Source organism: Mycobacterium sp. Aquia_216 (assembly GCF_026723865.1).
Classification (GTDB): domain Bacteria; phylum Actinomycetota; class Actinomycetes; order Mycobacteriales; family Mycobacteriaceae; genus Mycobacterium.
In genome coordinates this window covers 1429072-1456062 of sequence record NZ_CP113529.1, presented here as the reverse complement: position 1 = coordinate 1456062, position 26991 = coordinate 1429072, and the positions used below count along the sequence as shown (strand labels likewise).

The following is a 26991-nucleotide window of genomic DNA, read 5'->3' as shown; positions in this document are numbered from 1 at the left end:
CGCTAGGCCGTCGACTTCTCCAGGACGTGCACGCCGCACGCCGAACCGAGTCCGATCACGTGGGCCAGGCCCACCTTCGCGCCGGCAATCTGGCGCTCTCCGGCCTCGCCACGCAGGTGGTGGCAGATCTCCCATACGTTGGCGATCCCGGTGGCCGCGATGGGATGGCCCTTGGACTCCAGCCCGCCCGACACGTTCACCGGTGTCGATCCGTCGCGCCACGTCGCACCCGAGTTGAAGAAGTCGGCCGCACCGCCCTCTTCGCACAGCATCAAGTTGTCGTAGTGCACCAGTTCGGCGGTGGCGAAGCAATCGTGCAATTCGACGAGATCGAGATCGGCCGGGCCGATGCCGGCCTGCTCGTACGCGATCGTCGCGGCCTTGCGGGTGAGCGTGTTGACGTTCGGCAGCACTTGACAGCCTTCTTCGTACGGGTCGGTCGTCAGGACCGACGCCGACACCTTCACGGCGCGCCGACGCTGCTCGAGCGACAGCGACTTCAGTGTCTCACCACTGCACACGACGGCGGCCGCGGCACCGTCGCAGTTCGCCGAGCACATCGGCCGCGTGTTCGGGTAGGCGATCATCACGTCGTTCATGATCTGCTCGAGGGTGAACCGCTTTTGGTAGGACGCAAGGGGATTCAGCGTCGAGTGGGCATGGTTCTTCTCGCTGATCTTCGCGAACAACTCGAAGCTGGTGCCGCCGTACTTGTGGCCATACTCGACCCCGATCTGGGCGAAGACGCCCGGCATCGTCTCCGTGCCGATCCTGCCGTCGATCCCCGCCACCGCGCCATACCGGCCCGCCGGCGTCCAGGTATCCGCGTCCTTCTTCTTCGCCCCGCCGGCCAGCAGACCGGCGCCCGCGAGCTTCTCGACACCGACCGCCAGACCGTAGTCCACCTCCCCGGCCTTGACGGCCATGATGGCGGTGCGCAGCGCGGTCGCGCCGGTCGCGCACGCATTGGCGACGTTGTACACCGGGATGCCCGTCTGGCCGATCTGCTTCTGAAGCTGTTGCCCGACACTGGCATTCGCGTTCATCAGGTTGCCCGCGGCGAGCACGCCGACGTCGGCCATCGTGACGCCCGCATCCGCGAGCGCGCCCATGGCAGCCTCGGCAGCCAAATCGACCGTGTCGAGTTCGGGATGCTTGCCGAACTTGGTCATCTGGATCCCGAGGATCCAGACCTCATCGCTTGCGCTCATCGCTGCTCCTTTGTTGCCGAGACGGGCTCGAAGCCGAACCCGACCGCCTCCGTGCCCTCGGAGTCGGTGCCGATCGATTGGGTGGCGAGACGCACCTTCATGCCGTCGAAAACGTGCTCGGGGTCGGGCTCGACGTTGATGAGGTTGGCGCGCACCTGGGTTCCGCCGCAATCGACCACGGCGGCCACGAACGGGGTCGGAATCCCGGGTGCTGCGAACGTGACGATGGTGAACGCGCGCACGGTGCCCTCGGTCTCGATCGGGACGGTCGTGAATTTGGTGGCAAAGCATTTGGCACACGCGTTTCGCCGGTCGAAGTATCTGGCACCGCAGTTGACACACTCCTGGGCGACCAGATGCGGATGGTTCCCGTTCAGCACCAGGTAGTCGACTAGCGGGATCTGGCCGGCCATGCGCACCTCCATCGTTGGCGGCTTCGACCGTATCGCCTGACGGCTAACCCCCGATAGCCTGGGCCGCATGGCAAGCAACCAGGGCGACCACGTCGGGACGTCGCCGGAGGGCACGGTGACCGTCACGGAGGCAGGGTCAGGAACGTACACGCAACAGATCACCGCGGGGCAGCACCGGCTGGTCGCCGACGAGCCACAGCCGGTTGGCGACGACGCCGGGCCGACGCCCTACGATCTGTTGCTGGCCGCGCTGGGTGCTTGTACCTCGATGACGGTGCGGATGTACGCCGAGCGCAAGGGCTGGCCACTCGAGGGTGTTCGAGTGACGTTGCGGCACTCGCGTATTCACGCGCAAGACTGCGCGGAGTGCGAAACCAAAACCGGATGGATCGATCACATCGATCGCCACATCGAGTTCGCCGGCAACCTCGACGACACTCAGCGGCAACGGTTACTGCTCATCGCCGATCGTTGCCCGGTGCATCAGACCCTGACCTCGGAGGTCCGGATCGCCACAACCGCGGGGTGATTACGGCACCCACTATGCGTCCAGGAGCGGCTTGAGCGCGTCGCCCACCTCGGTGATGACACCCGGCGTGTAGCCGTGCGTCGGCAGGTTGACGATCACGCCGCCGACGCCCACATCGAGGACCCGGCGTTTGATCTCGTCCGCCACCTGATCGGGCGTGCCGACGACCGCCCGGCCGCCGCGTGCCTCGCCGATGTCGCGGGGCGCGTCGTAACCATCCAGCACGACGGTCAGCAAGGTACTGGTCGCCAAAGTCGCGGGGTCACGGTCGATTTCGGCGCAGCGCTGCCGTAGTACGTCCAGCTTGCCGGGCAGCTCGTCGATGTCGGCGAGGAGGTTGAGGTGGTCGGCGTAGCGGGCGGCCAATCGGAACGTCTTCTTCTCACCGCTGCCGCCGAGCATGATCGGGATGTGGTCGCGGTAACGGGGCTCGTTGATCGCGCTCTCGGTGCGATACCACTTGCCGGAGAAGGTGGGTCGCTCACCGTGCAGCATGGGCGCGATGATCTGCAACGCCTCCTCGAGCTTTTCGAACCGCTCGGTGAACGTGTCGTAGTCAAAGCCCAGCTGGCGGTGCTCGAGCTCGAACCAACCCGCCCCGATACCAAGAATTGCCCGCCCCGCACTGACGACGTCCAGTGTCGTTATCGTCTTGGCGAGCAAGGTCGGGTTGCGATAGGTGTTGCCGGTCACCAACGTTGACAGCTGCACCCGCTCGGTGGCCGTGGCCAAAGCGCCGAGTGCGGTATAGGCCTCGAGCATGGGTTCGTCGGGTTCACCCAGTCCCGGCAATTGATAGAAGTGGTCCATCAACAGCACGGTGTCGAATCCGGCAGCCTCGGCTTCCCGGGCCTGGGCCTGGACGGCGGGGAACAGTTCGGCGACGGACGTGCCGTAGGAGAAGTTCGGGATCTGCAATCCGAGTCTGATAGTCACGCCCTCCTACAACGGTACCGGTGGTCCTTGCATTCCGATCTGGGCGATTCATCGGGTCAGAGCGGCGGCATTGCGGCATAGGATCGACTCCCGGGTGGCCGCATCAAGGCCGGAATCCGCAATGTCGGCGAGAGCTCGCTCGACCGGTCCGCGGAACGGGTAGTCCGACCCGAGGACGAGGCGACCGGGTCCAACGGTGTCTAGCGCGCAGCGCAACGCGGGCCGGTGAAACGAGCAGGTGTCCAGGTAGGTCCTCGTCCGCAGATAGGTCGGAATATCGTGGCGCGCGGCCCCGCGGTCGCTCTGGTCGACGAGCCGTTGCGCGAGGTAGGGCAGGACCCCGCCGAGATGTGGAATCACGAGCGTAAGGCCCGGATGCTCGTCGAGGGTTCCCGACAGCATCAGTCGTGCCGCAGCGATACTCGTCACGACCGGCGGACTGAGACTTGCGTTCAGGTTCCAGTCCGTGGCTCCACCGACAGGCGGTTCCAACGCCGGGTGCAGGAACAACGGCAGCTGCCGGGCGGATAGCTCTGCGTAAAACTCGGCGCAGCCGTTGTCGTCAAGTCTGCTGGTGGGGGACACATAGATCATTACGCCGGCGATCATTACGCCGGCCGGAGCTTCGCACACTCGGCCTAACTCGGCGACCGCCGTTGCGGGATCAGTGAGGTCCACCGTGATCATCGCGCCCGCGTATTCGCCATGCTCGGCCGCGGTGGCCAAGAGCTCGTCATTGCACAGGCGAACCGCTGCCGTGGTTTCTTCGATATCCGCACCGGGCAGTACCGGCCACGGAAGCGAGATGACCGCCTTGCCGCCCGTCGCGGCAAGCTCACGGCGGCCTACGGCTCCGTCGCGCAGCTGCGGGAAGGCGTCGAGACCCGGGCCGGGGTCTGGGCGCGCGAGCCCAAGAAACCCCGCGGGCGCGACGTGGAAGTGCAGGTCGACGAAGTCCATCGTGGCCTCAGTTGGCGCGAACCGGCGGCCGGACTCGCCCGTCGGTGGCGGTGTCGGCGCCGCTCCAGATGGGCAGTTCGCTGCGGCCAGAGCGGTACCGGACGCTTTTGATACGGGCGAACTCGTCGAGCGTGCTTGCCGCGTGTTCACGGCCGAACCCACTGGCACGGTTGCCGCCGAACGGAATGCCGACGAAGCCCCGGTTGTAGTTGTTGATCATCACCACGCCCGCGTCGATGTCACGGCCGGCTCTCTTGGCCACGAGCTCGTCGCTCGTGAATACCCCTGCCACTAAGGCGAATTCGGTCGAGTTCGCGATCTCGATCGCCTCGTCGTAGCGGGTGAACGTGAGAATCGAGATCACCGGCCCGAAGATCTCTTCCCTGGCGATCCGCATGTCGGGGGTGACGTCGGTGAAGATGACCGGTGGCACGAAGTATCCATCCGCCAGCTCAGGGTCGGTCGGTCGCTGGCCCTCGAAAGCCACGGTTGCGCCGTCGGACTTGCCGATGTCGATGTAGCCCCGGACGCGCTGCATGTGCTCACGAGAGACCAACGCCCCGATTTGAGTGCGGCGGTCCAGTCCGTTCCCGATGACCAGCTTGGACACCGCGGCGATGTATCGCTGCGTGAATTCGTCGGCCAGTGACTCATGGACCAGCAGACGCGACGCCGAGGTGCACGCCTCACCCTGGTTGAACAGCGACCCTTCGAGGGCCCCCTCGACGGCGGCGTTCAGATCGGCGTCGGCGAAAACGATGAACGGGTCCTTGCCGCCCAACTCCAACATGGCGCCAGTGAGATTGTCGGCGATCGACTTCAGGATGCTGCGGCCGCTGTCCGGGGAGCCGGTGAACGTCACCCGCCGGACCAGTGGATGGCTTACTAGCGCCTTTCCGGTAACCGCTCCCGTTCCGGGCAGAGCCTGGACGACGTTCTCGGGAAAGATCGGCTCGAGCAACTCCACGATCCGCAGCACCGACAGCGGGCATTGTTCCGGCGGCTTGAGGATCACGGTGTTGCCGGCCGCCAGCGGTGGCGCGAGCTTGGCACCCACGTGAGCCGGCGGCCAGTTGAACGGAATGATCCCGGCCACCACCCCATAGGGCTCCTTGACCGTGTAGGTGTCGATCGGACCACCGGGAAAGAACGCCCCGTGATAGTCCGCAACCACCGACGCGAAGAACTCGAAGGACTCGACCAAACCGACGAGGTCGAAGTTTCGGGCGATCTCCCAGGGCTTGCCGACCTCCCGGCACTCGATCTCCGCGATCTCGTCACTGTGCTCGCGCAACACTCGGGCGGCTTCCCGCAGCAGTAGGGCCCGCTCGCGGGCCGTCGTCTGCCCCCAACCGCCGACGAACGCCGCGTGCGCATCGCGCACCGCTGCGTCGACCGCGGCTTCGTCGGCGAGCACGAAGTCGGCCAGCTTCGCCCCGGTCGCGGGCTCGTAGACGGCGAACGAGCCGGCCGGGTCATCAGATACCCAGCGGGCGGCCTGTTGCTGATAGACGGGCATCTCGCCCTCCTCACTACTTTAATGGTGATCGCCTGTTGATTAATGTTGTTAAGGTATAATCGAACGCTGGTAGGCTGTCAAGCATGAAACCCAAGCGGACGGAGGCCCCCAATCGGGTCACCCAAGACGCGATCGCGGATGCAGGGCTGGCGCTCTTGAACGAGGTCGGTCTGCAAGGCCTGACGATGCGAAAAATCGCCGACCGACTCGGCGTCGCACCCCCCGCGCTCTACTGGCACATCGAGAACAAGCAGGAACTACTGGACGCGATGGCGACGGTGATGTTTCGGCGGGCAATGGTTGGACTCGAGGCCCCACGGAAGGGCGAGAGCTTCGACGACTGGGCTGCGGACTGGGCGCGCAGGCTGCGCACCAGCTTGCTGCGCTACCGCGATGGCGGACGAGTGTTCGCGGGCACGGCGATCGCCGACGACCTCATGTATCGAACCGTCGAGTTGTTTCTCCGCGCCCTGCAGGATGCCGGCTTTGCTCCGCGCGAGGCCGCTCGTGGCGCGCACCTGTTGTTGCACTACACGACCGGGTTCGTCATCGAGGAACAGGCATCGAAGGGGTTGGACTACGACGGCGGGAACCCCTATGCGGCGGACGCGACCGACGGACTTCGGAACAAGGTGGACGCGCAGCGGTATCCGCTGATGGCGCAGGTGCTCGACGACCTGTTCGTGTACGACCCGACGGCAAGCTTCGAGCACGGACTCTCGGTCATTCTCGCCGGGCTGCGAAGCCTTGCGCCCCGGCGGTCGCACCCGTAGCGCCGAGCATCGGTAGGTCAATCGGCAGCCGAGCGCCGATACTTTCGGCATGCAGACTGTGCTGTTCGCGCTGGGGCTGGTTCTGTTCCTGCTCGGCCTGCTCACCGGCCTCGCCGTTCCGGCGCTCAAGAATCCGCGGATGGCTCTGTCGAGCCACCTCGAGGCGGTGCTGAACGGTATGTTCCTCGTGCTACTGGGCCTGCTCTGGCCGCACCTCCACTTGTCCGGCGCCCTGGGGCTCACCGCGGTCGTGCTCATCGTCTACTCCGCCTACGCGAACTGGCTGGCGGGGCTGCTCGCGGCAGCATGGGGCGCCGGCCGCCAACTCGCGCCGATCGCGACGGGCGACCACCAGGCCTCAGCGCCAAAAGAGCGCGTCGTCAGTTTCCTGCTGGTGTCCCTCTCCCTGTCGATCGTGGTCGGTGTGGGCATCGTCATCGCCGGTCTTTGAAAGGCTCGCGGCAGACCAACGACGGAATAGGCGCTCGCGACGCGGGGGTTGCAGTGGCGGTGAGCACACCAGAAACCAACACAGTCGACCTCGGCCGATTCGGTTACTTCGGCCTGGCCGCCACCCCTGAACAGGCCCGGGAAATTGAACGGCTGGGCTACGGCACGATTTGGGTCGGCGGTTCGCCGCCGGCGGAATTATCTTTCGTTGAACCACTTTTGGAGTCGACTAACGCGCTGAAGGTGGCCACCGGCATCGTCAACATCTGGACGGCGGCCGCCAAGCCCGTCGCCGAGTCGTTCCATCGCATCAACACCGCCTACCCTGGCCGATTCATACTCGGCGTCGGGGTGGGCCATCCCGAGGCCCAGGCACAGTACCGCAAACCCTACGAGGCGCTGGTGTCATACCTCGACGAGCTTGACGACTACGGCGTACCCGCGGCTCAACGTGTGCTCGCCGCACTCGGGCCGCGAGTGCTGAGGTTGTCGGCCGAACGCTCCGCCGGGGCGCACCCGGCTAATGCGACACCCGAACACGCCGCCCGGGCTCGCGCGATCATCGGGCCGAACGCGCTGCTGGCACCCGTGCACAACGTGGTGCTGACCGCCCCGGGCGAACAGGGAGCCGAGGAGGCGCGCGCGATCGGCCGCAACGCGCTGGAACATTATTTCAACCTGACGAACTACGTGAGCAATTGGAAGCGGCTGGGTTTCACCGACGCTGACATCGCCGCGCCGGGCAGCGACAAACTGATCGACGCCGTGATCGCCCACGGCACGCCGGAAAGCATAGCCACGCGGTTGGGCGAGTATCTGAGCGCCGGAGCCGACCACGTCGCGATCCTCGTCCACGGGGGACCGGAGAGGGTGTTGCCGACACTGTCGGAACTTGCCGGGCCGCTGGGCCTGTCAGGTTAGTTCAGGATGCCGACTGTGGGGCGTGGGCACGAAAACCGTTGGGAGTTCGTACGTCAGCCCCACAGTCGGGTAGCAACGCCTAGTGATGGTGACCGTGGCCGTGGTCGTCTGCCTCTTCGGCCGGCTTTTCGACGATCGCCGTCTCGGTGGTCAGCACCATGCGGGCGACCGACGCCGCGTTCAGCACTGCCGACCGCGTGACCTTGACCGGGTCGATGACGCCGTCTGCGACCAGGTCGCCGTACTCCAGCGTGGCCGCGTTCAACCCGTGCCCCGCCGGCAGCTCACGAACCTTGCTGACCACGACCGCACCGTCCAGGCCCGCGTTGGAAGCAATCCAGTACAGCGGCGCGCTCAGAGCGTCGGCGAACACGTCGACGCCCGTAGCCTCGTCGCCTTTCAGCGACTTACGTAGCTTGTCCAACACCTTGCCGGCCTGGATGAGCGCCGATCCGCCGCCGGTGACGATGCCCTCTTCGACAGCCGCCTTGGCGGCCGCGACAGCATCTTCGACGCTTTCCTTGCGCTCCTTCAATGCCGTCTCGGTGGCGGCGCCGACCTTGATAACGGCCACTCCACCGGCCAGCTTGGCCACCCGCTCCTGCAGCTTTTCGCGGTCCCACTCGGAATCGCTGTTCTCGATCTCGCCACGCAGCTGCTTGACGCGCTTGGCCACCGCATCTGCCGGGCCGCCGCCCTCGACGATGATGGTGTCGTCCTTGCTGACCACCACGCGCCGGGCCGAGCCCAGCACCTCGGTGCCCACCTCGCGCAACACCAGACCGGCGTCGGGATTGACCACCTGACCGCCCGTCACGATCGCGAGGTCTTCGAGGAAGGCCTTGCGCCGGTCGCCGAAGAACGGAGACTTCACCGCGACCGCCTTGAGCGTCTTGCGAATGGAGTTCACCACCAGCGTCGCCAGCGCTTCGCCCTCGATGTCCTCGGCGATGATCAACAGCGGCTTCCCCGACTCGGCGACCTTCTCCAGGATCGGCAGCAGGTCGGGCAGCGAGCTGATCTTCTCCTGGTGCAACAGGATCAGCGGGTCGTCGAGCACGGCTTCTTGCGAATCGAAGTCCGTCACGAAATACGCCGACAGGAAGCCCTTGTCGAAGCCGACGCCCTCGGTGAACTCCAGTTCGGTGTTCAGCGTCGACGATTCCTCGACGCTGACCACGCCGTCGGTGCCGACCTTGGACATCGCCTCACCGACCAGCTCACCGATCACCTCGTCGCGCGACGAGACGGTGGCCACCTGCGCGATGCCTTCCTTGCCCGACACCGGGATGGCCGCCTTCAGCAGCGCCTCGGACACGGCGTCGGCGGCCTGGCTGATTCCGGTACCCAGCGAGATCGGGTTGGCGCCCGCGGCCACCTGCCGCAGGCCAGCCTTGATCAGCGCTTGGGCCAGCACGGTCGCTGTCGTGGTGCCATCGCCGGCGACATCGTTGGTCTTGGTGGCCACCGACTTCACCAGCTGGGCACCCAGGTTCTCGAACGGGTCTTCCAGGTCGATCTCACGCGCGACGGTGACGCCGTCGTTGGTCACGGTGGGCCCGCCGAATGCCTTCGCCAGCACCACATGCCGGCCGCGCGGCCCTAGTGTCACCCGTACCGCATCGGCGAGCTTGTTCACGCCCGCCTCGATGCCTCGACGTGCGGTTTCGTCGTACTCAATCAACTTGCTCATCAGATTCCTTTATGAGGCGCGATAACGAATGTAAGTGGCGCAGTAACGCATGCCGCCCCGGAAATCACCCGTGTTTGCACACGGGGATCGCCGGGGCGGAACACGGATCTTTACTTGGATACGACGGCCAGCACGTCACGTGCCGACAGGATCAGGTATTCCTCGCCGTTGTACTTGATCTCGGTGCCGCCGTACTTGCTGTAGATGACGGTGTCACCCTCTGACACGTCCAGCGGGATCCGCTTGTCGCCATCCTCGTCCCATCGGCCGGGGCCGACTGCGACGACGGTGCCTTCTTGCGGCTTCTCTTTGGCGGTGTCAGGAATGACCAGACCGGACGCGGTCGTGGTCTCGGCCTCATTGGCCTGCACGAGAATCTTGTCCTCGAGTGGCTTGATCTTCACCTTCGCCACGATTGGGGCCCTCCACTATTTGGATCGGGTCCGGGACGCTCGCCCGGACTGGAGTTGGCGGTCGGTCCAGGGGTTGCCCGAACCGTCCATTTACCAGATGATTCGGCATTCGGCCGTGCCCTTGGGCCGTCGTCGCGGGTGCCGACACAGGGGATCGTCCGATTGCCACCTAGCACTCTATACACGAGAGTGCTAGCACTCAAGACCGCCCCGCTGCTTCCCGCGAATTTATGCTGTGAGCTCAGCCCACCTGGCTTTTTATCACCGGCAGTCCGGGGTCGCTGGGCACGTCCAGCGGTGACGGCGCCGCGCCGGCCCCAACCAGGTGCGCGGCGAACGACGCGATCATCGCGCCATTGTCGGTACAGAGCCGTGGCCCGGGGATGCGCAGCGTCAGGCCCGCCTCGGCGCAGCGCCGGGTGGCCAGCTCGCGCAGCCGCGAGTTGGCGGCCACACCCCCGGCGATCAGCAGGGTCTGCACGCCCAACCCGGTCGCCGCGCGCACCGCCTTGCGGGTCAGCACGTCGGCGACCGCTTCCTGGAATCCGGCGGCGATGTCGGCCGTCACCGCGTCCGGGTGGCCCTCGACATACCGCGCGACAGCGGTCTTGAGGCCGGAGAAGCTGAACATGGACGGGTCATCTCTGGGACCGGTCATGCCGCGCGGAAACACGATGGCGCCGGGGTCGCCGGTGCGGGCCAGCTCATCGAGCACCCGCCCGCCCGGATAGCCCAGCCCCAGCAGCCGCGCCACCTTGTCGTAGGCCTCGCCCGCGGCGTCGTCGACGGTGCTGCCCAGTTCGAGGATCGGCTCGCCGAGCGAACGTACGTGCAGCAGATGCGTGTGTCCGCCGGACACCAGCAGTGCCACACACTCGGGCAGCGGCCCGTGCTCGTACACATCGGCGGCCAGGTGCCCGCCCAGGTGGTTCACGGCGTAGAACGGAACGCCCCACGCGGCCGAATACGCTTTGGCCGCAGCCACTCCCACCAACAAGGCGCCCGCCAGCCCGGGCCCGATGGTGGCGGCGACGATGTCGGGCCTTTTCAGGCCGGCGGCCGCCAGCGCGCGGCGCATGGCCGGGCCGAGCGCCTCCAGGTGTGCCCGGGAGGCGATCTCGGGGACCACGCCGCCGAACCGGACGTGCTCGTCGACGCTGGATGCCACCTCGTCGGCCAACAGTGTGACGGTGCCGTCGGCGTCGAGCCGTGCGATACCGACTCCTGTTTCGTCACAAGAGGTTTCGATAGCCAAGACAATCGTCATCGGCGCCACTCTCCCCCACCGGCGCGAGGTGCCCCCACCCCATCGCTTCGCTCTGCATCGTCGCCGGCGCGCGTCATAGCGCTTCCCGCCGCATTGTGTAGGCATCGGCGCCGCTGACTCGGTAGTAACGCTTGCGCAGGCCGATCTGCTCGAAACCCACGCTGCGGTACAGCGCGATGGCCGCCTCGTTGTCGGTACGGACCTCCAGGTAGACGACACCGCCGTCGGCGAATCCCAGCAGCTCGTCGAGCAGCCGGCGGCCGATGCCCTTGCCCTGGAAGGCCGGGTCGACGCCGATGGTGTGCACCTCGTATTCGAACGGCGGTCTGCGGCCCAGCCTGGAGATGCCCGCGTAGCCAACGAGCGTGCTCCCGCTGCGTGCGCCCACGTAATGGTTGTGGACGCTTGCCAATTCGCGGTTGAACGCCGCCGCCGGCCAAGGGTCGTCGCCGTCGAACAGCTGAGCTTCCAGCTGCGCGCACCGCTCGGCGTCGGCGCCTGTCAGGGCGCCGATCGTGACGAGCTCGCTGCAGTCGGTCATTGGCGGGCCGCCAGGGGCTTGGCGTCCGGACGGCGCAGATACAACGCCACCAGCGGCGCCGGGTCGGCGGACCAGTCGGGCACCGCGGAGGCTGATGGCGCGGCTCCTCCCGCCGTTCCGGCCGGCATCGTCACCGCGCGCACCAGGCCGGCCGGCGTCGGGTGGACGGGCTCGCAGACCGGCAGACCGAACAGCGCCGCGTGTTCGGGCGAGCCGGCGACCGCCTGGGCCGCGCCGGGGTCGACGTCGGCGGGGGCGCTCACCGCCGGGCCGTCGGTACGGACCCCGTCGCGGTAGCGGGCCCAGTAGACCTCGCGGCGGCGGGCGTCGGTGACCACCAGCACGTCACCGCTGGTGAGCACGCCGATGGCGTCCAGGCTGCACACGCCGTGCACCGGGATGTCCAGCGCATGCCCGTAAGCCGCGGCGCTGGCCATCCCGGCCCGCAGACCCGTAAAGGGGCCGGGGCCACAGCCGATCACGACCGCGTCCAGGTCGGTCATCGTCAGCGCGGCATCCGCCAGCGCGGCCAGCACGTTGGGAGTGAGCCGTTCGGCGTGCGCCCGTGCGTCGACAGTGACCCGTTCGGCCAGGACCGTGTGGTCGGGCAGCCGGACCAGGCCGGCCGTGACGGCCGGGGTGGCGGTGTCCAGGGCAAGAATCAGACTCACGAACAGTTCCACTTCCAGGTCGCGATGCGCACGTCGGAGTGGCTGACACGCTCCAGCCTGATGTCGAGATGAGTTTCGGAGAGGCGTTCGGCAAGGCCCTCGCCCCACTCCACCACGACGACCGCATCCTGCAGGTCAGTGTCGAGATCCAGCGAGTCGAGTTCGCCGAGCAGGTCGGCACCCTGGTGGTCGAGCAGCCGGTAGACGTCGACGTGAATCATCGCCGGCGCGCCCGCCCGTCGCGCCGGGTGCACCCGGGCCAACACGTACGTCGGTGACGTGACCGGACCGTCGACGTCCATCGCCGCGGCAATTCCCTTGGCCAACACGGTTTTTCCCGCTCCAAGCGGACCGGAGAGCACAACGACGTCCCCGGCGCGCAGCTGCTGGCCCAACTGCGACCCGAGCGCAATCGTGTCCTCGACGCGTTCGCAGGTGGCCGTGCCCGAACCCGAGCGCCGCTCAGCCACGGCGCCGCAACCGTTCTCGGGTTCGCCGGTACCACAAGGTCATTCTGCCCGGAATGGCCCGGTTGACCAGCCGCACCAGTCCGTCATTGATGGCCTCGGGCTTGTCCAGCAGGGCCAGGTGACTGGCCCCGCCGACGATGACCAGCTCCGATCGCGGCAACGAGGCGGCCATCCTCCTCGAATACTCGTCCGGCGTGATCAGATCGTGGTCGCCGCAAGCGATCATCGTCGGGATTCTCAGCAGAGTCCACAACCCGGCGGTTTCGTCGTGCACCTCCAGCGCCTGCAGGAATCCCACCAGAGTGGGGATCGGGGTGCCGTTCATCATCCGCTGGGAGAACGCGTCGAGGCTGCGGCTAACGTGCAGATCGCTGTAGGACGCGGCCCGCAGAATCGGCGCGATGAGTGCACGCGACACATTGCGGCCGCGGTGCATCAGCTTAGGGGCCGATCGTGCCGTGAACCGGAACGCTTCCACCGCAGGGTTTTTCAGGATCTCGCCCAGCGGGGATCGGGTAACTCCCTCGGCGGCAGAGGAAATCAGTGCGGCACCGACGATCCGGTCGCCGTAGTGCTCGGGGTACTGCCGCGCATGCGATAACACCGTCATGCCGCCCATCGAGTGGCCGACCAATACGATCACGCCGCGTGCTGCGACAGTGGTCAGGAGGCTTTGCAGATCCTGCCCCAGCTGGGTCAGTGTGTAGGTCTCGGGCGAAGCCTCGCCGGAGCGGCCGTGCCCGCGCTGGTCGTAGAAGACCATACGCACTCGCGGTCCCCATTTCTCGGCGAGCCGCTTGCGCTGAAAGTAGAAGGAGCCCATCCGCAAGCAGAATCCATGCACGAAGACCATGGTCAGCGGGGCGTCGATCGGGCCGACTTCACGGACCGCCAAGGGCACGCCGTCGGGCGTGGTCACCACATAGCTGCGATCGCTGTCCATGCGTTCGAAATCCTCGTCCGCATAAGGATCTTCGACGAGAGTGACCCGCTGGGTCATCGACCGGCGGACCGAAGCGCCGACGATGGTGGCGACCGCGGTCAGCCCCGCCCCTCCCGCAAGCCAAGCCCTTTCCCGCTGGCGCCTGCGAGTTTCCTCATCGTTCAACGGTTTCGGCCTCGCGGTAGGTCCTGGTGATGCGCCCCCGTGGGCTGGTGACCACTTCGTAGTGAATGGTGCCGAGCAGATCGGCCCAATCCTGTGCGGTGGATTCACCGTTGCCGCCGGGACCGAACAGGATTGCCTCGTCACCTTCAGCCACGTCGGCCTGACCGGGACCGAGGTCGACAAGGAATTGGTCCATGCAGATTCGCCCGATGCCGGGCCGTCGCCTGCCGTTGATCAGCACGTCGAGCCGCCCGCCCAGCGATCGGAAGACACCGTCGGCGTATCCGATCGGCATCAGCGCCACGGTGGTGTCCTGCTTCGCGATCCAGGTGTGGGCGTACGAAACACCCTCGCCGGCGCGAACCGACTTGACCAGCGCGACAGCACATTTCACCGTCATCGCGGGCACCAGGCCCATGTCGCCGAGCTCGGGAACGGGACTCAGGCCGTAAACCGCGATCCCGGGCCGCACCATGTCGAAGGCGAGGTCGCGACGAGACATCGTGGCCGACGAATTCGACAGGTGGGCGATCTCGAATCGCACGCCCTGGTTCTGCGCCTCGGCCAGCATCTCGCGGAACCGTTGGGACTGAACATCATTGATGGAGTTGTCCGGTTGGTCGGCGAAAACCATGTGCGACATCAGCCCTCGCAACCGGATGGCGTCCTCGGCGACGGCCTGGCGCAACGCGGTCAGCATCGCCGCGTACTGGCCCGGGGCCACACCGTTGCGGTTCAGCCCAGTGTCGACCTTGACGCTCACGGTCGCGGTCCGGCCGGTCCGGCGCACCGCATCGAGCAACTCGTCGAGTTGCCGCACCGAGGACACCGCGATCTCCACGTTGGCCATCAGCGCGGGCCCGAAGTCGAGGCCGGGGGGATGCAGCCAGGCCAGCACCGGTGCGGTGATGCCGTCGGCGCGCAGCGCCAAGGCTTCGTCGACGGTCGCCACACCCAGCTCGGCCGCGCCGGCGGCCAATGCGGCGTGGGCAACCCGGATGGCGCCGTGCCCGTAACCGTCGGCCTTGACGACAGCCATCAGCTGAGCGGAGCCGGCGTGCTCACGCAGCACCCGGACGTTGTGTGCAATTGCACCCAGGTCCACCACGGCCTCCGCAAGGACGCCCGGCGTCAGGGATATCGGCGTAACTGCCACGGCCGCCATTGTCCCAGAAGCCGAAACCGTGCCGCGGTGGAAAGGGTTTTAGTGTGCGAAGTGCTCGGCGGTGTAGTGCCCGCGGGGCTTGAGCTTGTCCAGCGAGGCCAGTGCGGTGCGGGCGTCGTCGTGCAGGGCCCGGGCCAGGTCCGCGGACAGGCCCTCGCGCACCACGATGCGCAGCACTGAGACGTCGGTGGCGTTGTCGGGCATGGTGTAGGCGGGCACCTGCCAGCCGTAACCGCGCAGCTCGTGGGAGACGTCGAACTCGGTGTAACCCAGGCCGCGGGCCAGCCGGAAGCTGACCACCGGAATCGCCGATCCGTCGGAGATCAGCTCGCAGTGGTCGCCGACGCGCAACTGTTCACCCAACCATCGCGCGGTCGACGACAGCGACTGCATGACCTGGATGTAGCCCTCGCGGCCCAGCCGCAGGAAGTTGTAGTACTGGCCGATCACCTGGTTGCCGGCGCGCGAGAAGTTCAGCGTGAAGGTCGGCATGTCGCCACCCAGGTAGTTGACCCGAAAGACCAGGTCCTCGGGCAGATACTCCTGGCTGCGCCACACCACGAACCCGATACCGGGGTAGGTCAGCCCGTACTTGTGGCCGCTGACGTTGATCGACACCACCCGGGGCAGCCGGAAGTCCCACTTCAGCTCCGGGTGCAGGAAGGGCACCACGAAGCCCCCGCTGGCGGCGTCGACGTGCACCGGAACATCCACGCCCCCGTCGGCCGCCAGTTTGTCCAACGCCGCGCAGATTTCGGCAGTCGGCTCGAGCTCGCCCGTGTAGGTGGTGCCCAGGATCGTCACCACCCCGATGGTGTCCTCGTCGACTGCGTCGACGACCTGTTCCGGCGTGATCACGTAGCGTCCCTCCTCCATCGGCAGGTAACGCGGTTCGACATCGAAGTACCGGCAGAACTTCTCCCACACCACCTGGACGTTGGAGCCCATCACCAGATTGGGGGTGCGGCCCTTCCAGTCCTTACCGACCTTTTCCCGCCAGCGCCATTTCAGGGCCAGGCCACCCAGCATCACCGCCTCACTGGAGCCGATGGTGGAGGCCCCGATGGCGCTGGACGGATCGTCATCGCGCAGATGATCGGCATGAAAGAGGTCGGCCACCATGCAGACGCAGCGTTGCTCGATGGCCGCGGTGGCCGGATATTCGTCCTTGTCGATCATGTTCTTGTCGAACGTCTCGGCCATCAGCCTTCCGGCCTCGGGATCCATCCAGGTGGTGACGAAGGTCGCCAGGTTCAGCCGAGAACTGCCGTCGAGCATCAGCTCGTCGTGGATGAAGCGGTAGGCGGCCTCCGGATCCATCGACTCCTCGGGCAGCCGCAGCGCCGGTACCGGCGTGGTGAACATGCGGCCGGTGTAGGCCGGGGCGATGGAATGCGCGGGCACGGACGGGTGGCTCAGGGTCACGGCGGTTCCTTATGTTGGCAGGGTCTATTACAGGGCGGCCAGGGCGGCGCGGATATGGCCGACGATGCGCGACGCCGAAGTGGGCGCCTCACCGGGGCCCGGGTCGGCGGCCGACAGCGCCGCGGCGTGCGCGTGGACGAAGGCGCCGGCAGCGGCCGCCTCTGCCGGTGGCAGTCCCGCCGCCAGCAGCGCGCCGATCATCCCGGACAGCACGTCACCGGACCCTGCGGTGGCCGCCCAGGACTGCCCGGCCGGGTTCAGGTAGACCGGGCCGCCGGGGTCGGCGATGACGGTGACATTCCCCTTGAGCAGCACGGTGGCGCCGAACATGTCGGCCAGCTTGCGGCAGGCCGAGATCCGGTCGTCCCCGGGCGGCGCCCCGGCCAACCGGGCGAACTCCCCCGCGTGCGGGGTCAGCAGGGTCGGCGCGCGGCGGTTGGCCACCAACTCGGGGTGAGCCGCCAGAATGGTCAGCCCGTCGGCGTCCACCAGCACCGGCAGGTCGGTGTCCAGTGCGAACCACAACGCGGCGGCGCCGACGTCATCGGTGCCCAAGCCCGGCCCGACAACCCAGGCCTGCACTCGCCCGGCCGCCGCGGCGGTGGGTGTCGCGATGACCTCGGGCCATACCGCGAGCACCTGGCTGTGTCCGCTGCCCGCGTAGCGGACCATGCCCGAGGTGGCCGCGACCGCGGCGCCGGTACACAGCACCGCGGCGCCCGGGTACGTGGATGAGCCGGCCAGGACGCCGGTCACTCCCTGCGTGTACTTGTCGTCGTGCGGACCCGGCACCGGCCAGCGGGCGGCGACGTCGCCGGCCTCGAATCCCAGCACTGATGTTTTCGAGGCCTCCGGCAATCTGAGCCCGATGTCGACCAGCGTGATGTCGCCACAGTCGGCCAGCGCGTGCACGGGCTTGAGGCCGCCGAAAGTCACGGTTGCCGCGGCGTGCACCGCGGGCCCGGTGATCGCGCCGGTCGCCACGTCGATGCCACTGGGGATGTCGACGGCAACCACCGGGATGCCCTGCTCGTCAACCGCGGCGAACACCTCGGCCGCGGCCGGCCGCAGCGGACCCGAGCCGGAGATCCCGACCACCCCATCGATCACGAGATCGGTTGTCGTCGAGACACTGTCCACGACGCGGCCGCCGGCCTTGCGGAAGGCGGCCAGGCCCTCGCGGTGGGTGTGGTCCGGGCTGAGCAGGATCGCATCCGCGGCCGCACCGCGACGCAGCAGGAAGGTCGCCGCCCACAGCGCGTCGCCGCCGTTGTCGCCCGAGCCGACGACCGCGCATACCCGTCGGCCGGCAACCCCGCCCGTACGGGCCGTTAGCTCGCCGATGATCTCGGTGGCCAGCCCGAAGGCGGCACGCTTCATCAGGGCGCCGTCGGGCAGGCTGGCCAGCAGCGGTGCTTCGGCGTCGCGGATCGCATCTACGGAGTAGTAATGCCGCATCGAATTCAGCATTCCATGCTCGCCTGTGTTTGCGCACAGCGCTCGTTCAGGAGCCGTCCGTACATTCGGTGGGAGCGACGAATTGGAGGGGCGATGGCACGCACGGATGACGACACCTGGGACCTGGGAAATGGCGTGGGAGCCACCGCAACCGGCGTGGCGGTGGGCCGCGCGCTGGCCACCCGCGCCCCCCAGCCACTGATCAACGACCCGTTCGCCGAGCCGCTGGTGCGCGCCGTCGGCGTGGACTTCTTCACTCGACTGGCCAGCGGCGAATTGGATCCGGCCGGGGTCGACGACAACGGCGACTTCGGGATGCTGGGGATGGCCGACATGATGGGCATTCGCACCCGGTTCTTCGACGACTTCTTCGTGACCGCGGCCGCCGCGGGCGTCCGCCAGGTGGTGATCTTGGCTTCGGGGCTGGACGCCCGCGCCTACCGCCTGCCCTGGCCGGACGGAACGACGGTGTTCGAGATCGACCAGTCCCAAGTCATCGAGTTCAAAAGCGCGACCCTGGCCGAGCTGGGCGCCACCCCGACCGCCGATCGGCGCGCGGTGCCCGTCGACCTGCGCCACGACTGGCCCGCTGCGCTGCGCGCCGCGGGACTGGACTCCGGCGAACCGACCGCGTGGAGCGCCGAGGGTCTGCTGCCGTTCTTGCCGCCCGAGGCCCAGGATCGGCTGCTGGACAACATAACCGAGCTCAGCGCGCCGGGAAGTCAGTTAGCCACCGAAAACGTGCAGGGCGCGGGTGACGCCGTACGGACGATGGCCGACCGCATGCGTGAGGTCACCGAGCAGTGGCGCGAACACGGCTTCGACATCGAAATGACCGACCTCTGGTATGCGGGTGACCGCAACGACGTGGTCGAATACCTGCGCTCGCACGGCTGGCAGACAGCCGCCAGCGGGGTCGCGGATTTAGCTGCGAACTATGGTGTTTCGCTGCCGCCGAGGCCGGCCGCACCCGATAAACAGGAGACGCTGTCGGCGCTGCAATACGTCACCGCCACGCGCAGCTAGGCCGACTCCCGCCCGGCGCCTTTCGCGGTGTCGAAGGCCCTGATCATCCATTCCGCCATCGCCGCGGCCAGCGCTGCGCGATTCTCGCGTTTGATGATGCCGTGTCCGTCATTGTCGAAGAGCAGGTAGCGCACGTCGCGACCGAGCCGGCGCAGCGCGTCGACGATCTGCTCCGATTCGCTGACCGGCACGTTGGTGTCATGGGCGCCGTGCACCACCAACAACGGCGCCGTCAACTTGTCGGCTCGCAGCAGGGGCGACAGCTGCTCGAGTAGTTCGCGCTCGCCGATCGGATGGCCGTATTCCGGGTATGCGGAGTCGGCGATCCAGGGCTCGGTGTTGCGGTAGAACGTGCTCAGGTCGCTCATTCCGCAGATACTGATTCCCGCCGCGAACAGGTCGGGGTGAAACGTCAGCGCGGCCTGCGTCAGGTAACCCCCGTACGACCAGCCCGCACAGGCAATGCGGTGAGGTTCGGCGACGCCGTTGTCGATCAGGTAGCTCGCGCAGTCGGCGACGTCATCGATGGCGGCGAAGCGCTTTTCCTTGTCGTCCGCGTGCACGAACGTCTTCCCAAAACCACCGGAGCCGCGGACATTCGGCGTCAGCACGACAAAGCCGTCGTTCACCAGTTGCGAGAAGATGTCGTTGTAACCAGGCCGGGCCTGACCTTCCGGACCTCCGTGCAGGAAGATGACCGCGCCGGCCGCGGCTTCGTCCTTCATCGGCCGGTACAACCAAGCGTTCAGGCGCAGCCCGTCGCGCGCGGTGATCGTCTGCGGCTCGGCGAAGATGGTGGGGATCACCGCGGGGTGCGCGCCTTCGGTGTCGATGGTTTCCCATTCGCGCGACCGCGGGTCGACCAATTCGACGGTTCGCGGCAGGTCGGGCCCCTCGACGGTCATCGCGACCATCGAGCCACCCGCGCTGATGGACAGCTCGCTCGCGACCGGCCCGGGCAGCGGAATCGGCTCGGACAGTGTGTAATCGGTGTATTCGAGAATCTGTAATTCGCTGCGGCCCTGCAGGTTCCACAGTAGCGCGACGGTGGACACGTCGTCGCTGACGGCGAACTCGGCGAGGTCGCAGTCCGGGCGCTCGGCCACCACGATATAGCTGACGCCGTCCAGCGTGACGGTCACTTCCAGCAAGCGGGCATGCTCACAGCCATTGTCGCTGCGGATCAGTGCCCGTACGTATCCGTCGGCGCCGGTGCCCGGGTAGTACAGCTTCGTCTGCTCGCCGGACTGTCCATGGCGCAGACGACGCGGTTGGTGGTCGTCGAGAATGATCCCCTCGGCGGTCGTCGAGCCGGGATCGGAAGGGAGCAGGCCGATTTCGGTCTGCCCGAACAACATGATCATCTCGTGGTAGCCGCGCGGGCCGACCCGAATCAGTGACGCACCGGCCCAGGCATCGACCAGCCGACCACCGGATCGACGGTCCAGCACGGTGTGACGACCGTCGGTCGGATCGATCAGGCAAGACCGCCCAACCCCGTCCTCACCGGTCAGGATCGCCGCCACCAAGGTGCCGTCCCACGCGATCAGCTCGGCGGTCCCCGCTTCTTCAGCGTCGATGCGCCAGGCCATCCGGTCATCGGGATCGGTGGTGACGACCCAGATTTGGCCGCGGGATCCGCTCCCGTCGAGCGTTACCTCACACGCCAGCCACTGGCCGTCCGGGGAGTGAATGACGCGAGAGACCGGACCTTCGACCGGAAGCTCCACGTCCCGCGACGAGCTGGCCCGCCAACCGCGCAGAAAGCGTTGCACCGCGCGGGGGTAGCCGCCGTCGTCGACGATGTGGGCGAACGCGGTGGCGTCCGGGGACAGTGACGCGCCGTAGACCTCACGCAGCTGCTGCCCCATCGGCTCAACCCTCCGTGCTCTGCAGCCACATTTCGAGCACCGCCAACTGCCACAATGCGTTGGAGCCCAGCGTGGTCCGTGTTTCGTTCGGTGCCGACAGCAGCGCATTGACGGTCTCGGATCGATACAGCCCGCGGGCGCGCGCAGCGTCATTGGTCAGCGCGTCGCGAACCATATCGAGCACCTCACCGCGCAAATAGCGGATGCCCGGCACGAGGAAGTGGCCCTTGGTCCGGTCGATTACGTCCGAGGGTAGCAACGCTCGCGACGCGTCCTTGAGCACACCCTTGCCACCCGAGGCCAGCTTCAATTCGGGCGGGCAGGCCGCCGCCAATTCGATGAAGTCATGATCGAGGAAAGGTACGCGGGCCTCCAGACCCCACGCCATGGTCATCGTGTCGACCCGTTTGACTGGATCGTCGACGAGCATGACCTGGGTGTCGAGCCGCAGTGCCGCATCCACCGCGGAGTCGGCCCCGGGCGCCGCATGGTGGGCGGCCGCGAACTCACGACTGACGTCGGCAGCAATCCCGTACTCGGGAGCGAAGATTGACTGCACATCGTCGTGGCTGCGATCAAAGAACACCTTGGCGTAGGCCTCGGTGGTTTGGTCGCGGGCGATGTTGGCCAGCGGCGGGTACCAGGAGTAGCCGGCCAGGATCTCGTCGGCACCCTGGCCGGACTGCACCACTTTCACCGACTTGCTCACTTGCTCCGCGAGCAGGTAGAAGGCGACGCAGTCGTGGCTGACCATTGGTTCACTCATCGCGGCAATGCATTTCGGCACCGCGGGCACCAGCCGCGATTCATCGATATGGATTTTGTGGTGGTCGGTGTCAAACTTCTTCGCGATCAGGTCGGAATAGAAGTACTCGTCTCCGGACTCACCGTCGGAGGAGTCGAATCCGATGCTGAAGGTCGCCAGCCCGTGCTGTCCCTGCTCGGCCAGCAACGCGACGACAATCGAGGAGTCGATGCCACCGGACAGCAACACGCCAACGGGTACGTCGGCGACCATCCGGCGTTTTACCGCCACGCGCAGCGCGTCCATCAACGCGACTTCCCAATCGCTAACCGACCAGGACACTTTGGTCGGGTCGCGGCCGAAATCTGGCGTCCAGTAGCCAGTGTCGGCGTGGGAACCGTCGGGTTGGACCACTCGTACGGTTGCCGGCGGCAGTTTGCGCACATTGCGGAATATCGTCAGCGGTGCCGGCACCACGGAATGGAAAGTCATGTAGTGGTGTAGCGCTTCGCGGTCCAACTCGGTATCCACGCCGCCGGCGTCGAGCAGCGCCCGCACCGAGGATGCGAACCGCAGCCGGCCGGGCGACGACGCGATATAGAGCGGCTTGATGCCGAGCCGGTCGCGCGCCAGCGTCACCACCCCGGAGTCCCGGTCGACGATGGCAAATGCGAACATCCCCTTGAACTGCTCGACGCAGCGCTCGCCCCACTTGTGGAACGCCTTGATCACGACCTCGCTGTCGGAGGTGGAGAAGAATCGGTACCCGTCGGCTTGCAGTCGCTTGCGCAGATCCTGGTAGTTGTAGATGCAGCCGTTGAACACCAACGTCAACCCGAGATCGGGGTCAACCATCGGCTGGGCGCCGCGGGCGGACAAGTCGATGATCGACAGGCGCCGGTGCCCGAGAGCCACGGGTCCCTGAGCAACCACCCCGTCGGCGTCCGGTCCGCGCGATGTCATCGCGCCGGTCATTCGAGCGACGGCCCCGACGTCCGCCGCGTGCCCATCCCAGCGGATCTCACCGCAGATACCGCACATGTCACCGGCTTCCGTTCCGTGGTCCGCTGAGAATCCAGGTGTCCTTGCTGCCCCCGCCGGACGACGAGTTGACGATTCGCGATCCGCGGCTCGCTACTCGCGTCAACGCCACCGGCATCACGTGCGTCGACACTGAACCGTTCCCGCCGGCCCGAAGATGGACGAACGCCCGCAGGTCGACGTGATGAGGGTATAGGCCGTCGCCGTCGAAGGTGGGATGGGTGGACAGGTTGATCGTCTCTTGGGCGATGAACCGCTCGGGTTGGATCTCCAGTTCTCGTCGGCGCACCTCCAGTGCGGACTCGCTGGCTTCGGGCCCGATCAGCACCCCGCTGCCCCCCAAACCGTCGATCGGTTTCACCACCAGGTCGCCGAGGTTGGCTAATACGTAGTCACGTTGTTCGCGCTCAGCGCAGATCCAGGTCGGCACCTGGGCGAGCTTGGGTTTCTCGCCCAGGTAGTACTCGATCATGGCCGGGACGTAGGCGTAGATCGCCTTGTCGTCGGCCACTCCATTGGCCAGTGCATTCGCGATGGTGAGATTGCCGTCGGTGATGGCACCAAGCAGGCCCGGCCGCAGTGGCGCACCGTCGTGTCCGGTGGACGACAACAGCATGTCCTCGTCCATCCGCGCATAGACAACGTCGATAGGACGGATGCTGGAACCGATGTGCTGCACCAGCTTTCCGTCGCGCACCGCCAGGTCCGACGGCTGCACCAGCGAAGTACCCATTTCCTCAGCCAGAAAGGTGTGCTCGAACCATGCGGAGTCCGTCCAGCCGGCGGACAGGATCACCACGGCAGGGTTGTCGGACGCGTGCGCCGGTGCGGCCGCGCGCAGGGTTTCGAGCAGCATCGCAGGAGCCTGGCCGGCGTCCTCGATCGCTGCGGGCGGCTGCAGCTCGGGGAGGTGCTTGCGCAGCAACCGGTGGCTGACGACCGCGTATGCCACGCCCGACGGCACCCGCAGATTGTCTTCCAGCACCATCCAATTGCCGGCGCGGTCGCACACGATGTCGGTGCCGCTCACGTGCGCCCGCACCGTGTTACCTGCCGGGCGGCCCGTCGACCGGAAGCCGGGGGCCCGGTCGAGGACCTGCGGACCGATGATGCCGTCGCCCACGATCGCCTGCTTCGAGTAGATGTCGCGGAGGAACGCGTCCAGTGCGCGCGCCCGCTGAGCCAGGCCGTCGGACAGCCGCGCCCACTCGTCCGCGGCGACCATGCGCGGTACCAGGTCAAGCGGCAGGAGTTGGGCACGGCTTTGACCGGTAACGCGGAAGGTGACGTTGTCGGCGCGCTGCTCCTGCTCGATGTCCGATTCCCGGGACCGCAGCGCCGCCGCCCCGAGCCCGGCGATGGCCTCGAGGATCGCCCGATAGTGCTGTCGCGGCCGGCCTTGGGCGTCGACAGCCTCGTCGTAGCCGTCGTCGAGCCGCTCATCTGGGACTATGACCGCCGGCTTGTTGCCGGGCTGATAGCCGTACAGCAGCGTCGGGTCGTCACTGACGATCATCAACGTCGGACCGCGGGCGGCCGTTTCGACGATCAGCTGGTCGACCACATCGGTGAGACGCCCGCGACGGCGCAGCGCCCGCCGTTGCCGGGCAGACGAGCTGCCCACGACCAACGCTTGACGACTCAACTCGCTGACGGTTTCCCAATCGCCGCTTTGTTCCAGTTGTGCGCGCAACGCGTCGACCAGCTCGCCGACGACGTCTGATGCGGGGCGGCTGGCCGGCCCTCGCACGTCGACCAGCTGACCCTCCAACCCCGACCGGGCAGCTCGCCACAGCGCGGCCCTGGCCAGTGCCGGGGAGAGGACCGTCGCCGGAGTGCCCGCGTGCACGGCGTCGGCCTCGCGGTCGACCAGAGCCCTGAACATTCCGGCGATCAACACGACGGTGTCCACCGACGGGCAGCTGTCGCACACTCGCAGTTCGAGGGTAGGCACGGAGTTCGCCGGTCGGACATCGAAATAAACCATCCCGACGTCGGAGATGACCCCGCTGGCGACCAGGTCGGCGACCAGTTGGTCGTATTCTGCGGCCGAGTGCACCGGCGCGGCCGGCCCGGTCGTCGGCCAGCGTTGCCAGACCAGGGTGCGCATGCTCGCGTAGCCGGTGTCGGACCCGTCCGACGCAAAAGGCGAGCTGGCCGACAAAGCGAGCAGAGTCGGTAGGTAGGCGGCCACCCGGTGGGCGATCTCGACCGCTTCGTCGCGATCGGCGACACCCACGTGTACCTGTGTGCCGCAGATCAGCTGTTCTCGAGCCAGCAGTTGATAATCAGCGAGCATTTGCCGGTAGCGCGGCGTCTTGGTCACCCGCATTTCGGCCGGTACCGCCAGCGGCACCGCCCCGGCGGCAACGACCCCCATGCCCAATTCGGTGGCGGCCTCGACCAGGACCTTGCGCTGGCGGACGAGTTGCTCGCGTAGCCCACCGAGCGAGTCGACCACTTGGGTATTTGTCTCGACCACACACCGCTGCAGCTCGGCAACGTAGTCCTCGGTCAGCTCGGCCAGCAGCTCGGGTGCGCGCGCCGTGAGTCGCCTTGTCTTCAGGTCGACAAGGTGGAACTCCTCTTCGGCACCGAGCGTCCGCCGCGGCACACGTCTCATTCCGCCACGCTATGGGCTCGCAATTACCGTGGCGTTAAACGCAGATCGCGGTCACGACAGCAAATCAGCCGGCCGTCACAGCGGCTCCCCGCGGGAACGGTATCGCCGGAACGCGGCTCTGGCGCGTGCCGGACTCCATGGGCGGCCGTGTGTCGCCCGGGCCATCGGATAAAAGCAGAGCCCGATCAGAATCGAGGTGAAGTGACCTATCGCGGTGAAGTTCAGCCCGTGGCGGGTCATCGTGAGCAGCGGAAAGCCGAAGATGATCAGCAGCACGCCGAGATACAGCCAGCGCCATGGCCGCGCGATGCGATAGGTCAGCACGGCCATGATGCCGACGAGGAAATAACTGACTCCGATATCGCGCGAGAGCACCAGCCGTTCCGACGCGTCGTGTTCCTGGATCGCGTAGTACAGGATGCCTTCGCTGATATAGGTCGAAAGGATGTGGCTGGTCAATCCCACGGTGAGCCAATTCAGCTGACCGAGCCAGTGTTCGGCCGGGGCGAGAAACAGGGTGAAGAGCAACAGATAGGGCTCCAGGCTTTTGCCGTCGAGCCACAGCAGGCTGGAAAACAGCACATTGAGCGGATCGGTTCCCAGCTCGTGAATGTTGGTGGAGCGGTGCAGCAACACCGAGCGCAATTGCCGCCCCGGGAGTTGGTGTTGGATGATCGTCGTGATCAGCAGTGCGAATAGCCAGCCGTAGGTTAACGGCGCGCCGCTGACGAAATGCCAGACCGCGAGCGCCAAGCTCCGTAGTCGCACCCCGACCGACACATCCGCCACGGCGTCAACCTTCGCATGGCTGGCGGGTTCGGCAAACTTATGCCGGCTTTTCGGGTTCGCGTCTAGGGTGCCGCCACCCCGCGCGACGCGAAACTGCCGGGAACTAGTGCGGCTGGTGCGCGTGCTCCTTCTCGTGGCGCCACCAGCAGAAGATGTAGAGCGCCATCGAGGCGACCAGCACGACGATCACCCACAGCACGACCGTGATGTCGATCCAGAATCCGATGGGTGGTGAATCTGGGAGCGCGTTTCGCAGGGGCACCACCGCGAACAGTATCGCGGCGTACCAGGGAATCATCACCGAGTTGAATCTTGCTCGGTCGCGTACCGTCTGAAATGCCACGAAAAGACCCAGCACCGCGATCACGATCATGGCAGCGACCATCACGGAAGCGAACGCCGCGGTGCTCGGCGACCGTTGGAACTCCAATCGGTATCGCGCATCCGTGGCGTTGCCCACCGGAACGGTAATGGTCCAGCCGGGAAGACGGTCGACGAAAGTCACCGGAACCCGTTCCGGCAGTTGGGCGGGACCGCGCAACAGTTCGACGATGATTTCCTCGGAACGGTAACTGTCGAAGGGCCATTCGGAAGGATCGCCATAAATTGCCAGCGCGACGGGAAGTACGCCCGGCACCATGCCCTTCGCCCAGTTCTGCTTGGTCGTGACTTCGGAGGCGACCGCGACGCTGAGGTCGTCTTTGAGGGTGTGAGTTATCGGGTCCAGCAACCCTTTCCCGGGTGTCACGGTGAGGTTGGCCACCACTGTGCCCTTCACCGAATGCAGCTCTTCCACATCGATGGTCACCGTCGTTCCGTCGGCGGTGGGGCGAACATCGGTGATTCGGTCAGGACGGCCCAGACCGGTGCTGGCATACAGCGCAATCGTGATGGCATACGCCCCAACGAGAACGACGGCACCGGTGATGGCCCATCTCACGATGCCTCCCCACCCAACGAGCTGCCTGGAATG

Annotated in this window: 25 protein-coding genes; 5 read left to right on the top strand and 20 right to left on the bottom strand. The window is 66.7% G+C overall.

The window, feature by feature from the left end; translation table 11 throughout:
• Positions 1 to 2: 2 nt before the first annotated feature.
• Positions 3 to 1211, bottom strand: coding sequence for a thiolase family protein (locus tag OK015_RS07070; RefSeq protein ID WP_268130272.1), 1209 nt, complete (start codon positions 1209 to 1211; stop codon positions 3 to 5).
• Positions 1208 to 1624 carry a Zn-ribbon domain-containing OB-fold protein gene (locus OK015_RS07065; protein ID WP_268130271.1) on the bottom strand — a complete coding sequence of 139 codons (417 nt, stop codon included), beginning with the start codon at positions 1622 to 1624 and terminating at the stop codon, positions 1208 to 1210. Before OK015_RS07065 ends, OK015_RS07070 begins: the two co-directional genes overlap by 4 nt.
• A gap of 67 nt (positions 1625 to 1691) precedes the next feature.
• On the opposite strand from OK015_RS07065, the gene OK015_RS07060 reads away from it, so the two are divergent.
• Positions 1692 to 2153, top strand: coding sequence for an OsmC family protein (locus OK015_RS07060; RefSeq protein ID WP_268130269.1), 462 nt, complete (start codon positions 1692 to 1694; stop codon positions 2151 to 2153).
• A gap of 12 nt (positions 2154 to 2165) precedes the next feature.
• On the opposite strand, the gene OK015_RS07055 is transcribed toward OK015_RS07060, so the two are convergent.
• Genes OK015_RS07055 through OK015_RS07045 form a run of 3 tightly spaced genes read right to left on the bottom strand, consistent with a single transcriptional unit; the run spans position 2166 to position 5568 of the window.
• Positions 2166 to 3089: an LLM class F420-dependent oxidoreductase gene (locus OK015_RS07055; RefSeq protein ID WP_268130267.1), complete on the bottom strand. Its 924-nt coding sequence runs from the start codon at positions 3087 to 3089 to the stop codon at positions 2166 to 2168.
• A gap of 48 nt (positions 3090 to 3137) precedes the next feature.
• A complete protein-coding gene (locus OK015_RS07050; RefSeq protein WP_268130265.1) occupies positions 3138 to 4049 on the bottom strand; it encodes an amidohydrolase family protein in 912 nt (303 codons plus the stop codon).
• Between the two features lie 7 nt (positions 4050 to 4056).
• Positions 4057 to 5568: an aldehyde dehydrogenase family protein gene (locus tag OK015_RS07045; protein ID WP_268130263.1), complete on the bottom strand. Its 1512-nt coding sequence runs from the start codon at positions 5566 to 5568 to the stop codon at positions 4057 to 4059.
• A gap of 83 nt (positions 5569 to 5651) precedes the next feature.
• Here OK015_RS07045 and OK015_RS07040 point away from each other — a divergent pair, with 83 nt between their 5' ends.
• Genes OK015_RS07040 through OK015_RS07030 form a run of 3 tightly spaced genes read left to right on the top strand, consistent with a single transcriptional unit; the run spans position 5652 to position 7712 of the window.
• Positions 5652 to 6341, top strand: a complete 690-nt coding sequence (locus OK015_RS07040) for a TetR/AcrR family transcriptional regulator C-terminal domain-containing protein (protein WP_268130262.1) — start codon at positions 5652 to 5654, stop codon at positions 6339 to 6341.
• A gap of 49 nt (positions 6342 to 6390) precedes the next feature.
• Positions 6391 to 6792 carry a hydrogenase gene (locus tag OK015_RS07035; RefSeq protein ID WP_268130260.1) on the top strand — a complete coding sequence of 134 codons (402 nt, stop codon included), beginning with the start codon at positions 6391 to 6393 and terminating at the stop codon, positions 6790 to 6792.
• A 59-nt stretch (positions 6793 to 6851) separates the two neighbouring features.
• Positions 6852 to 7712: an LLM class F420-dependent oxidoreductase gene (locus OK015_RS07030; RefSeq protein ID WP_268130258.1), complete on the top strand. Its 861-nt coding sequence runs from the start codon at positions 6852 to 6854 to the stop codon at positions 7710 to 7712.
• A 79-nt stretch (positions 7713 to 7791) separates the two neighbouring features.
• Here OK015_RS07030 and groL read toward each other — a convergent pair whose 3' ends face one another.
• From groL to OK015_RS06980, 10 genes are all read right to left on the bottom strand, one after another.
• The gene (groL, locus tag OK015_RS07025; RefSeq protein ID WP_268130257.1) at positions 7792 to 9405 is read right to left on the bottom strand and encodes a chaperonin GroEL; all 1614 of its coding nucleotides are present in this window, start codon (positions 9403 to 9405) and stop codon (positions 7792 to 7794) included.
• Between the two features lie 110 nt (positions 9406 to 9515).
• Positions 9516 to 9818 (bottom strand): co-chaperone GroES, encoded by a 303-nt coding sequence (groES, locus tag OK015_RS07020; protein ID WP_036466886.1) that lies wholly within the window; start codon positions 9816 to 9818, stop codon positions 9516 to 9518.
• A 241-nt stretch (positions 9819 to 10059) separates the two neighbouring features.
• Positions 10060 to 11085: a tRNA (adenosine(37)-N6)-threonylcarbamoyltransferase complex transferase subunit TsaD gene (gene tsaD / locus OK015_RS07015; protein ID WP_268130254.1), complete on the bottom strand. Its 1026-nt coding sequence runs from the start codon at positions 11083 to 11085 to the stop codon at positions 10060 to 10062.
• A gap of 73 nt (positions 11086 to 11158) precedes the next feature.
• Positions 11159 to 11626 carry a ribosomal protein S18-alanine N-acetyltransferase gene (gene rimI / locus OK015_RS07010; protein WP_268130253.1) on the bottom strand — a complete coding sequence of 156 codons (468 nt, stop codon included), beginning with the start codon at positions 11624 to 11626 and terminating at the stop codon, positions 11159 to 11161.
• The gene (gene tsaB, locus OK015_RS07005; protein WP_442791215.1) at positions 11623 to 12297 is read right to left on the bottom strand and encodes a tRNA (adenosine(37)-N6)-threonylcarbamoyltransferase complex dimerization subunit type 1 TsaB; all 675 of its coding nucleotides are present in this window, start codon (positions 12295 to 12297) and stop codon (positions 11623 to 11625) included. Before tsaB ends, rimI begins: the two co-directional genes overlap by 4 nt.
• Complete coding sequence (tsaE, locus tag OK015_RS07000; RefSeq protein WP_442791214.1) at positions 12294 to 12767, bottom strand: tRNA (adenosine(37)-N6)-threonylcarbamoyltransferase complex ATPase subunit type 1 TsaE; 474 nt, start codon at positions 12765 to 12767, stop codon at positions 12294 to 12296. The genes tsaB and tsaE overlap by 4 nt, the downstream gene beginning before the upstream one ends.
• On the bottom strand, positions 12760 to 13812 hold the full coding sequence (locus OK015_RS29225; RefSeq protein ID WP_442791273.1) for an alpha/beta fold hydrolase: 1053 nt from the start codon (positions 13810 to 13812) through the stop codon (positions 12760 to 12762). Before OK015_RS29225 ends, tsaE begins: the two co-directional genes overlap by 8 nt.
• 52 nt (positions 13813 to 13864) lie before the next feature.
• Entirely contained in the window at positions 13865 to 15031 is a 1167-nt protein-coding gene (alr, locus tag OK015_RS06990; RefSeq protein WP_268130251.1) for an alanine racemase, read from the bottom strand.
• A 48-nt stretch (positions 15032 to 15079) separates the two neighbouring features.
• Positions 15080 to 16465 carry a glutamate decarboxylase gene (locus OK015_RS06985; protein WP_268130249.1) on the bottom strand — a complete coding sequence of 462 codons (1386 nt, stop codon included), beginning with the start codon at positions 16463 to 16465 and terminating at the stop codon, positions 15080 to 15082.
• Between the two features lie 27 nt (positions 16466 to 16492).
• Positions 16493 to 17923 (bottom strand): NAD(P)H-hydrate dehydratase, encoded by a 1431-nt coding sequence (locus OK015_RS06980; protein ID WP_268132499.1) that lies wholly within the window; start codon positions 17921 to 17923, stop codon positions 16493 to 16495.
• Positions 17924 to 18016: 93 nt separating this feature from the next.
• Between OK015_RS06980 and OK015_RS06975 the strand changes: the two genes are divergently transcribed.
• Positions 18017 to 18949 carry a class I SAM-dependent methyltransferase gene (locus OK015_RS06975; protein ID WP_268130248.1) on the top strand — a complete coding sequence of 311 codons (933 nt, stop codon included), beginning with the start codon at positions 18017 to 18019 and terminating at the stop codon, positions 18947 to 18949.
• Here the strand turns inward: OK015_RS06975 and OK015_RS06970 are convergent.
• From OK015_RS06970 to OK015_RS06950, 5 genes are all read right to left on the bottom strand, one after another.
• A complete protein-coding gene (locus OK015_RS06970) occupies positions 18946 to 20820 on the bottom strand; it encodes an alpha/beta hydrolase family protein (protein WP_268130246.1) in 1875 nt (624 codons plus the stop codon). The two genes, OK015_RS06975 and OK015_RS06970, sit on opposite strands and share 4 nt — an antisense overlap.
• Before the next feature lie 4 nt (positions 20821 to 20824).
• Positions 20825 to 22606 (bottom strand): N-acetylglutaminylglutamine amidotransferase, encoded by a 1782-nt coding sequence (locus OK015_RS06965; RefSeq protein WP_268130244.1) that lies wholly within the window; start codon positions 22604 to 22606, stop codon positions 20825 to 20827.
• 1 nt (position 22607) lies between these two features.
• On the bottom strand, positions 22608 to 25229 hold the full coding sequence (locus OK015_RS06960; RefSeq protein ID WP_268130242.1) for a carboxylate--amine ligase/circularly permuted type 2 ATP-grasp protein: 2622 nt from the start codon (positions 25227 to 25229) through the stop codon (positions 22608 to 22610).
• Positions 25230 to 25304: 75 nt separating this feature from the next.
• Positions 25305 to 26018 carry a rhomboid-like protein gene (locus tag OK015_RS06955; protein ID WP_268130240.1) on the bottom strand — a complete coding sequence of 238 codons (714 nt, stop codon included), beginning with the start codon at positions 26016 to 26018 and terminating at the stop codon, positions 25305 to 25307.
• Positions 26019 to 26121: 103 nt separating this feature from the next.
• Positions 26122 to 26958 carry a DUF4436 domain-containing protein gene (locus OK015_RS06950; RefSeq protein ID WP_268130239.1) on the bottom strand — a complete coding sequence of 279 codons (837 nt, stop codon included), beginning with the start codon at positions 26956 to 26958 and terminating at the stop codon, positions 26122 to 26124.
• Positions 26959 to 26991: the final 33 nt, after the last annotated feature.

Bases quoted from the DNA above. Each gene is read 5' to 3' on its own strand.
- OK015_RS07070 (WP_268130272.1), bottom strand. From the start codon at position 1,211: ATGAGCGCAAGCGATGAGGTCTGGATCCTCGGGATCCAGATGACCAAG.
- OK015_RS07065 (WP_268130271.1), bottom strand. From the start codon at position 1,624: ATGGCCGGCCAGATCCCGCTAGTCGACTACCTGGTGCTGAACGGGAAC.
- OK015_RS07060 (WP_268130269.1), top strand. From the start codon at position 1,692: ATGGCAAGCAACCAGGGCGACCACGTCGGGACGTCGCCGGAGGGCACG.
- OK015_RS07050 (WP_268130265.1), bottom strand. From the start codon at position 4,049: ATGGACTTCGTCGACCTGCACTTCCACGTCGCGCCCGCGGGGTTTCTT.
- OK015_RS07045 (WP_268130263.1), bottom strand. From the start codon at position 5,568: ATGCCCGTCTATCAGCAACAGGCCGCCCGCTGGGTATCTGATGACCCG.
- OK015_RS07040 (WP_268130262.1), top strand. From the start codon at position 5,652: ATGAAACCCAAGCGGACGGAGGCCCCCAATCGGGTCACCCAAGACGCG.
- OK015_RS07035 (WP_268130260.1), top strand. From the start codon at position 6,391: ATGCAGACTGTGCTGTTCGCGCTGGGGCTGGTTCTGTTCCTGCTCGGC.
- groL (WP_268130257.1), bottom strand. From the start codon at position 9,405: ATGAGCAAGTTGATTGAGTACGACGAAACCGCACGTCGAGGCATCGAG.
- tsaD (WP_268130254.1), bottom strand. From the start codon at position 11,085: ATGACGATTGTCTTGGCTATCGAAACCTCTTGTGACGAAACAGGAGTC.
- rimI (WP_268130253.1), bottom strand. From the start codon at position 11,626: ATGACCGACTGCAGCGAGCTCGTCACGATCGGCGCCCTGACAGGCGCC.
- OK015_RS06980 (WP_268132499.1), bottom strand. From the start codon at position 17,923: ATGCGGCATTACTACTCCGTAGATGCGATCCGCGACGCCGAAGCACCG.
- OK015_RS06975 (WP_268130248.1), top strand. From the start codon at position 18,017: ATGGCACGCACGGATGACGACACCTGGGACCTGGGAAATGGCGTGGGA.
- OK015_RS06970 (WP_268130246.1), bottom strand. From the start codon at position 20,820: ATGGGGCAGCAGCTGCGTGAGGTCTACGGCGCGTCACTGTCCCCGGAC.
- OK015_RS06965 (WP_268130244.1), bottom strand. From the start codon at position 22,606: ATGTGCGGTATCTGCGGTGAGATCCGCTGGGATGGGCACGCGGCGGAC.
- OK015_RS06960 (WP_268130242.1), bottom strand. From the start codon at position 25,229: ATGAGACGTGTGCCGCGGCGGACGCTCGGTGCCGAAGAGGAGTTCCAC.